Annotated in this window: 7 protein-coding genes; all 7 read right to left on the bottom strand. The window is 40.4% G+C overall.

Annotated features, from left to right (window positions below):
* Nucleotides 1–1,527: phosphoenolpyruvate--protein phosphotransferase (ptsP, locus tag ACH0QE_RS18750; protein WP_415802002.1), on the bottom strand; the 1,527-nt coding region annotated here is incomplete at its 3' end.
* Nucleotides 1,527–1,793: a phosphocarrier protein HPr gene (locus ACH0QE_RS18745; RefSeq protein ID WP_041965588.1), complete on the bottom strand. Its 267-nt coding sequence runs from the start codon at nt 1,791–1,793 to the stop codon at nt 1,527–1,529. The genes ptsP and ACH0QE_RS18745, both read right to left, overlap by 1 nt.
* Before the next feature lie 314 nt (nt 1,794–2,107).
* Nucleotides 2,108–3,364, bottom strand: a complete 1,257-nt coding sequence (locus ACH0QE_RS18740) for a hypothetical protein (protein ID WP_415802001.1) — start codon at nt 3,362–3,364, stop codon at nt 2,108–2,110.
* Nucleotides 3,361–4,557, bottom strand: a complete 1,197-nt coding sequence (locus ACH0QE_RS18735) for a DUF58 domain-containing protein (protein WP_415802000.1) — start codon at nt 4,555–4,557, stop codon at nt 3,361–3,363. Before ACH0QE_RS18735 ends, ACH0QE_RS18740 begins: the two co-directional genes overlap by 4 nt.
* Before the next feature lie 4 nt (nt 4,558–4,561).
* A complete protein-coding gene (locus ACH0QE_RS18730; protein WP_415801999.1) occupies nt 4,562–5,506 on the bottom strand; it encodes an AAA family ATPase in 945 nt (314 codons plus the stop codon).
* 144 nt (nt 5,507–5,650) lie between these two features.
* A complete protein-coding gene (locus ACH0QE_RS18725; RefSeq protein WP_415802003.1) occupies nt 5,651–5,824 on the bottom strand; it encodes a Spo0E family sporulation regulatory protein-aspartic acid phosphatase in 174 nt (57 codons plus the stop codon).
* A 93-nt stretch (nt 5,825–5,917) separates the two neighbouring features.
* Nucleotides 5,918–6,112, bottom strand: coding sequence for a hypothetical protein (locus ACH0QE_RS18720; protein ID WP_415801998.1), 195 nt, complete (start codon nt 6,110–6,112; stop codon nt 5,918–5,920).
* Nucleotides 6,113–6,244: the final 132 nt, after the last annotated feature.

The raw sequence follows: 6,244 nt of genomic DNA, 5'->3' as shown, positions 1-6,244 counted from the left end.
TTCGTCTCCGGCCATTTCTCCGCACATTCCAGCCCACTTGCCTTCTTTATGTGCCGCATCAATGACCATTTTTACAAGACGAAGGATTGATGGGTTGTATGGCTGGTACAGGTATGATACTTGCTGGTTCATCCTGTCCGCCGCCATTGTGTATTGAATCAAATCATTTGTTCCGATGCTGAAGAAGTCGACTTCCTTAGCGAACTGGTCTGCAAGGACTGCAGTGGAAGGAATCTCAACCATGATGCCAAGCTCGATATGTTCAGCAACTTGAATGCCCTCTTCAACCAATTTAGTTTTTTCTTCTTCAAGCATGGCTTTCGCTTCCCTGAACTCATTAAGAGTAGCGATCATCGGGAACATAACTTTCAGGTTGCCATGCACACTTGCACGTAAAAGAGCGCGCAATTGTGTCCGGAAAATATCCACTTCCTCAAGGCAAAGGCGGATAGCCCTGAAGCCAAGGAATGGGTTCATTTCTTTAGGCAGGTTCAAATACGGTAGTTCTTTGTCTCCGCCGATATCCAAAGTACGGACAACGACTGGCTTGCCTTCCATGCCTTCAAGCACTGCCTTATATGCTGTATATTGTTCCTCTTCTGTAGGAAGCTGGTCCCTGTCCATGTAAAGGAACTCTGTACGGTAAAGGCCTATTCCCTCGCCGCCATTTTCAACCACACCTTTTAAATCCTTCGGTGTACCGATATTTGCAGCAAGCTCTACATGATGGCCATCAGCTGTTTCCGATTTTTCATTAACCAGCTTAGCCCATTCAGCTTTTTGTTTTTCGAAATCTTCTTGAGTCTTTTTATAGGCTTCGAGAACTTCAGGAGTTGGATTGAAATGTACTTCGCCCTGCAATCCGTCAACAACGACGATATCCCCGTTGTTGATTTCTTCTGTAGCTGCCTTCGTCCCTACGACTGCAGGAATTTCCATTGAACGAGCCATGATTGCCGAATGGGAAGTACGTCCGCCGATATTTGTTGTAAAGCCTTTTACAAATTGTCGATTTAATTGAGCAGTATCTGAAGGAGTCAGATCCTCTGCAACAATGACTACTTCTTCCGCAATCAAACTGGGATTCGGAATCTGGATTCCCAGGAGATGAGCCAATACGCGTTTGGTTACATCGCGGATATCAGCTGCTCGTTCTTTCATATATTCATTGTCCATGGATTCGAACATGCCAATGAACATATCAGCCGTTTCTTTCAATGCATGCTCCGCATTGACATTTTCAGTTTTGATTTTATCTTCGATGGGTGAAATTAATTCTGGATCGCTCAATACTAGAAGGTGAGCATCAAAAATCGCTGCTTTATCAGCACCTAAAGCCGTTCCGGCATGATCGCGAATTTTTTCAAGCTCAGCTTTTGCTGTCTGAAGCGCTGACTGGAAGCGCGCAATTTCTTCAGCAGGAACCTCTATTGTTCTTTTTTCAAAAGAAAAATCCGGTTCAACAAGCTTATAGGCTTTCGCGATTGCAATGCCGTTTGAAGCGGCAATTCCCTGGAGAAAGCCCATTATTCAGCTAAACCTTCTTTTTTAAGAGCTTCTTCTAGTGTATTAAGAGCATCTTGCTCGTCGCTTCCTTCAGCAAAGATTGTGATATCTGCTCCCTGGCCGATTCCTAACGACATTACACCCATGATTGACTTAAGGTTAACCTTTTTTTCTTTATATTCTAAATGAATTTCTGAATCGAACTTGCTTGCAGCTTGTACAAGCATCGTAGCAGGACGTGCGTGAATTCCTGTTTCAGCAACAACCTTGAATTGTTTTTGTACCATACTATATCATTCTCCTTTTAAATAGATGATTAAGATGACCATACATGATGCCTTCCAAACTAAATGGTTCAATTCAGCGAAAGGTCAAAACTTTAGGCCGCTAAAATGATATTTGTATTTTACCCATTTGTATTGTTCTTTCACACCATATATTGTTTCCAATCATTTCCGCAGAAATTCGGATTGGCATCCCACACAAAAGAATAGCATTTTGGATAGTGTTAGACAATGAAAAAACATTGATTTTTAAAGGTTTAGAGCATTTTTTTCAGTAAAACGTTTTCATTTTATCGAAATTGTGACAAAAAGATATCTTATCGCCTGAAGATGTTCTTTAAGTTATCTTTCAATCCTGTTTTGCCCTCTTCCTTTTTTAATTTTTCCAGTAAATTGAATTGTTTTTTTATTGCTTTGATTTCATCCTTAAACCAGCCATCCATATGTTCAACCAAATTCTCTCCATACCTTACCTTTTCGTACTCCTGAATGGTCCGTAGGTCATATTGGATGCCAAGTCTGTCGAACCATTCCCTGACATCTTCATGTTGAAGCCTTCCCAGCTCCTTTTTATTGGCATATTTTTCAAGATGAAAAATTTCCTTTCTTATAAGGTTATCTGGTACTGCTGGCCGCCTTCTTTTAAGCAGGCCACTGCTTGTTGGACCTTCTATAGAGGTTGTGGTTACAAACCCTGCTTGGACCGCATCTTCCGCCGGCTGCCTGCTAAATAAATTGGTTTTTTTATAAATAAAGTAAAATGCAAGTCCAACTAATACTGCGAATAGAATGGGTCCCCAAAAATCCGGATCAAAAACCTCCCTGGCCTGCTTGATTGATGTTTCATTTTCCATATCGGGCAGCTGTCCCGAAAATACTTTATTGGCTCTGGCCTGCATATCCGCAGAACCAATCCAGGCAAAGAACGGATATAACAGGAGGGAGAGAGTCCATCCTACCAATTGCAGGGCATAAAAGAAAATTTCTTTCAATATGCCTCTTCCAAACGTTAATACAGCAACAAGGAGCAATATAACTCCCAGCAGCTTAGAGTAAGTGACTGCAAACCTCTTTTTCGAGCCCGGTTCAATATCCATCCACTTCAGCAAAAATTGCCCCGATAATATGAACAGTAGCTGAAAGATTAAAAGGAATACAATTTGGATTAAATAGGAACCGCCATAAAAATAAGCAAGCGGTGAAATGAATACCCCAATCAAAAAGGTAATGACAAGCCATACACTTTCTGAATGACTTGTTGAATCCTGATGGAATTTAAGCACCCTCCAAAAAATCAATATGGCCATAATCCCGGTGTAAAAATGCTCCAGATTGCTCAAGCTGCCGATCAGAAAGAGAAGCGGGATGATGACAAGAATATACAAAGGCTTTGCAAGGTTTGGCTTCCTGTCCAATAGAATGGTAAAAAGTATTGAGGCTGCGGCAGCTGTTCCCATGGTTGCCAGTAAAGGCATTTGTTGGGAAGAAAGCAAATGAAATATCACAAGTATGAGGCTTGCAAAGGTCCATTCTATAAAAAAACGAAAAAAGATATTTAAAACCCTTCTTTTCATCTGCCCGCCACATCCTTCAACTTAATTTCCATTGATTCCAGGAAGGCATTTTCATTATGTATTTGCAGCTCGAACAATTGAACTCCCTCTCTTATCCATTCCTTGATATATCCATCTGATCCTGTTGTACGAATCCCAGCATGTATCATGGTTGGTGCAATCGGTAAATGCCTTTTATAAAAAAATAGCATCTGCTCATGTGGAATAGTTGGTGAATGGAAGTCTGCAATTGCCAGTAAATCAAGCAGCTTCTGCAGATGATCCTTGCCAGACCCTAATGGCAGATAAGTAAATGGTGTGAACCCAGCAGACCTGATATTCATGCAGAGCGAGAAAGGAATATTCCACTTATGAAAAAAGTAAGCCATTTCTGCTGAGCTGCTCATTAAAAATTCCAGCTTGCTAGTCACTGAATAGCCGTCACTAACATTGATGAAAAGAACAGCACCGGCCTCAGTGATCCGTTCATATTCTTTCGTCTGTAATGTCATCTTCCTTGCACTTGCCTTCCAGTTGATCCTGTTGAAGCTGTCTGTCGGCAGATAATCTCTTGTACCGATTGGCCCCATGTTATCTTCAAACAGTGAGAAATTGGATGGATTGTGTCCAGGCTTAATTGACTTTTGTTTATCGATATTGTGCACTGAAATAGCCTTGGGATAAACTAGTGCCTCTATATTGATAACGTCAGAGAACTCGAGAATCGTATCGCCGAATCCAAAGAAATGTGGGATATGGAGTTCCATTTTTCTTATTTTTGATAACCCGCGTTTTTCAGCTTTAAAAGGAATATTGATGTTGATTTTCTCTTTTTGTCCCATTGAAAATGGCAGGCTTACATCAACTCTTGACGAATGGATATGATACTCGCCCGATACAGGGACAACAGCACTGTCAAAATAGATGCAGAGATTGCCTTTCATTATCGGCAGGCCTTGGTTAAGGAACTGTAGGCTCCATTCTCCTTTGTCTCCGATAAAAAAACGATTTCGCTTGCGGCTGTTATCAAAAAACAAGCCTTCGCCAATATGTTTCAGATAATAAGAATTACCAGCTGCAATGAGGATAATCATCAGACCGGCTCCAAACATCAGCCAGGAATTTATGTAAAAGCTTGCAAACAGTAATAGGATGCCGAGAAACGCCAATATGGATAGAAAACGGTCCTCAATGACGATTTTTTTCCATTGCATGTTCTTAAACCTCAACTTCTACTGGAAGAGGAATGGTTTCCAGCAAATCCTCAACAACTTTTTCAGGAGTCATCGTCAGCGAAGCCTCCGCAGATAGATAAATTCTGTGTCCTAACACGAAGGGCGCCATCTCTTTCACATCATTAGGAACTACATAGCTGCGTCCCTTAATAAGAGCTCTACCTTGAGCTGCCTTTACTAAAGCAAGCGTTCCCCGAGGGCTGATTCCTAATTCTATAGAAGGATGATTCCTTGTTTTGCGGGTGATTTGCAATAGATATTCTTCGACTACCTCAGTTAACTTTATATTCCTGAGTTCCTGCTTAATAGAATTGATATCCTCCTCACTTATTACGGAGTTGACCTTTGCCATTGCAGTCCCAAATCTATGTTTTTGAATCATTTCCCTCTCTTCGTTTACTTCTGGATACCCAAGAGAAAGCTTAATAAAGAAACGGTCCATCTGCGCAACCGGAAGCTGGAACGTACCTTGCTGGGATTCCACAGGATTCTGGGTTGCGATAACAAGGAAAGGAGATTTCATGGAAATTGTATGGCCATCAATCGTTACTTGGTGTTCTTCCATCGCCTCCAGCAGGCTTGATTGCGTTCGCGGTGTTGCACGGTTGATTTCATCTGCCAGAAGAATATTAGTGACAATTGGACCAGGTTTTAATTCGAACTCCTGAAGCTTCGGATTGAAAAACTGGATTCCTGTAATATCACTCGGCAAAACGTCAGGTGTAAATTGAATTCTTGAAAATTGACCGCTTATTGCACTTGCAAATGTTTTAGCAAGCAATGTTTTCCCCGTACCTGGCACACTTTCCATCAGAATATGGCCATTATTCAAAAGCGCGATTACCATCATCTCTACCTCATGCTCTCGTCCTACCACATTTTTATTAATTTCTATTTTTAACTGCTCTAGTTTGTTTACCAATTCCATTCCTTTTTCCTCCCCTTGTGAGTGAACTCTTGCTTCTTTCTATAAAAGGCTTATGAAAAGTTTAACACCTGATAATAAAAAAGTGAATTTTCAACCAATTTTATCCAAATAAAAAGGAACACTTTTTTAGTGTTCCTACAAAATTCATTTTGAAAATATATGTAGTTCTTCCTGAATAATATTTAAAAGCTTATCAAGTTTCTGGCTTGCTGATATGGTCTGAACGCTTAGAAACCCTGTTTCATCAGCGGCTGAAATCATCTCTTTACGTTTGTGTTCGATTTCTTCCATTATTTTCTCAGGGCACATAGTTTCCATCAACGATCACCTCACCAGTATGTGTTAATATTTTACTACTATTCCACTAATAGGGATAGTGAAATTTACCTTAGCTCACAGTTTTTTCTCTGATTAGCTCCTTGCCTCATCGATATATCTAAAAATGACATCTCCGCCTCTTTGGGCGATGCCCCTGAAGTGTTTAAAGTCATCCCTTTTTACCAGGAATTCACGAAATTTCATAAAATCCTGTTTCGAGACAAAGATTTCTTCCACTTCTTTATCCTTCAAACTTTCCAGCATTCGGACAGCCTGTTCTTTATCCAAATAAACCACCCCTGTTTCATAAGCTAAAACTATTTTATCTCCTATTGGTAAATTTGCAAAACCAAACTGCTTTAATATTTGTAAAATGGAAATGAAATTACTAGAACATTTTAAATTTCCACTGGATGGAAA

Origin of the sequence: Mesobacillus sp. (assembly GCF_047739415.1) — a bacterium.
GTDB lineage: Bacteria > Bacillota > Bacilli > Bacillales > Cytobacillaceae > Mesobacillus.
The sequence above is the reverse complement of the archived record's forward strand: the minus strand, read 5'-3'. Positions and strand labels throughout refer to the sequence as shown.

Bases quoted from the DNA above. Each gene is read 5' to 3' on its own strand.
- ACH0QE_RS18745 (WP_041965588.1), bottom strand. From the start codon at position 1,793: ATGGTACAAAAACAATTCAAGGTTGTTGCTGAAACAGGAATTCACGCA.
- ACH0QE_RS18740 (WP_415802001.1), bottom strand. From the start codon at position 3,364: ATGAAAAGAAGGGTTTTAAATATCTTTTTTCGTTTTTTTATAGAATGG.
- ACH0QE_RS18735 (WP_415802000.1), bottom strand. From the start codon at position 4,557: ATGCAATGGAAAAAAATCGTCATTGAGGACCGTTTTCTATCCATATTG.
- ACH0QE_RS18730 (WP_415801999.1), bottom strand. From the start codon at position 5,506: ATGGAATTGGTAAACAAACTAGAGCAGTTAAAAATAGAAATTAATAAA.
- ACH0QE_RS18725 (WP_415802003.1), bottom strand. From the start codon at position 5,824: ATGGAAACTATGTGCCCTGAGAAAATAATGGAAGAAATCGAACACAAA.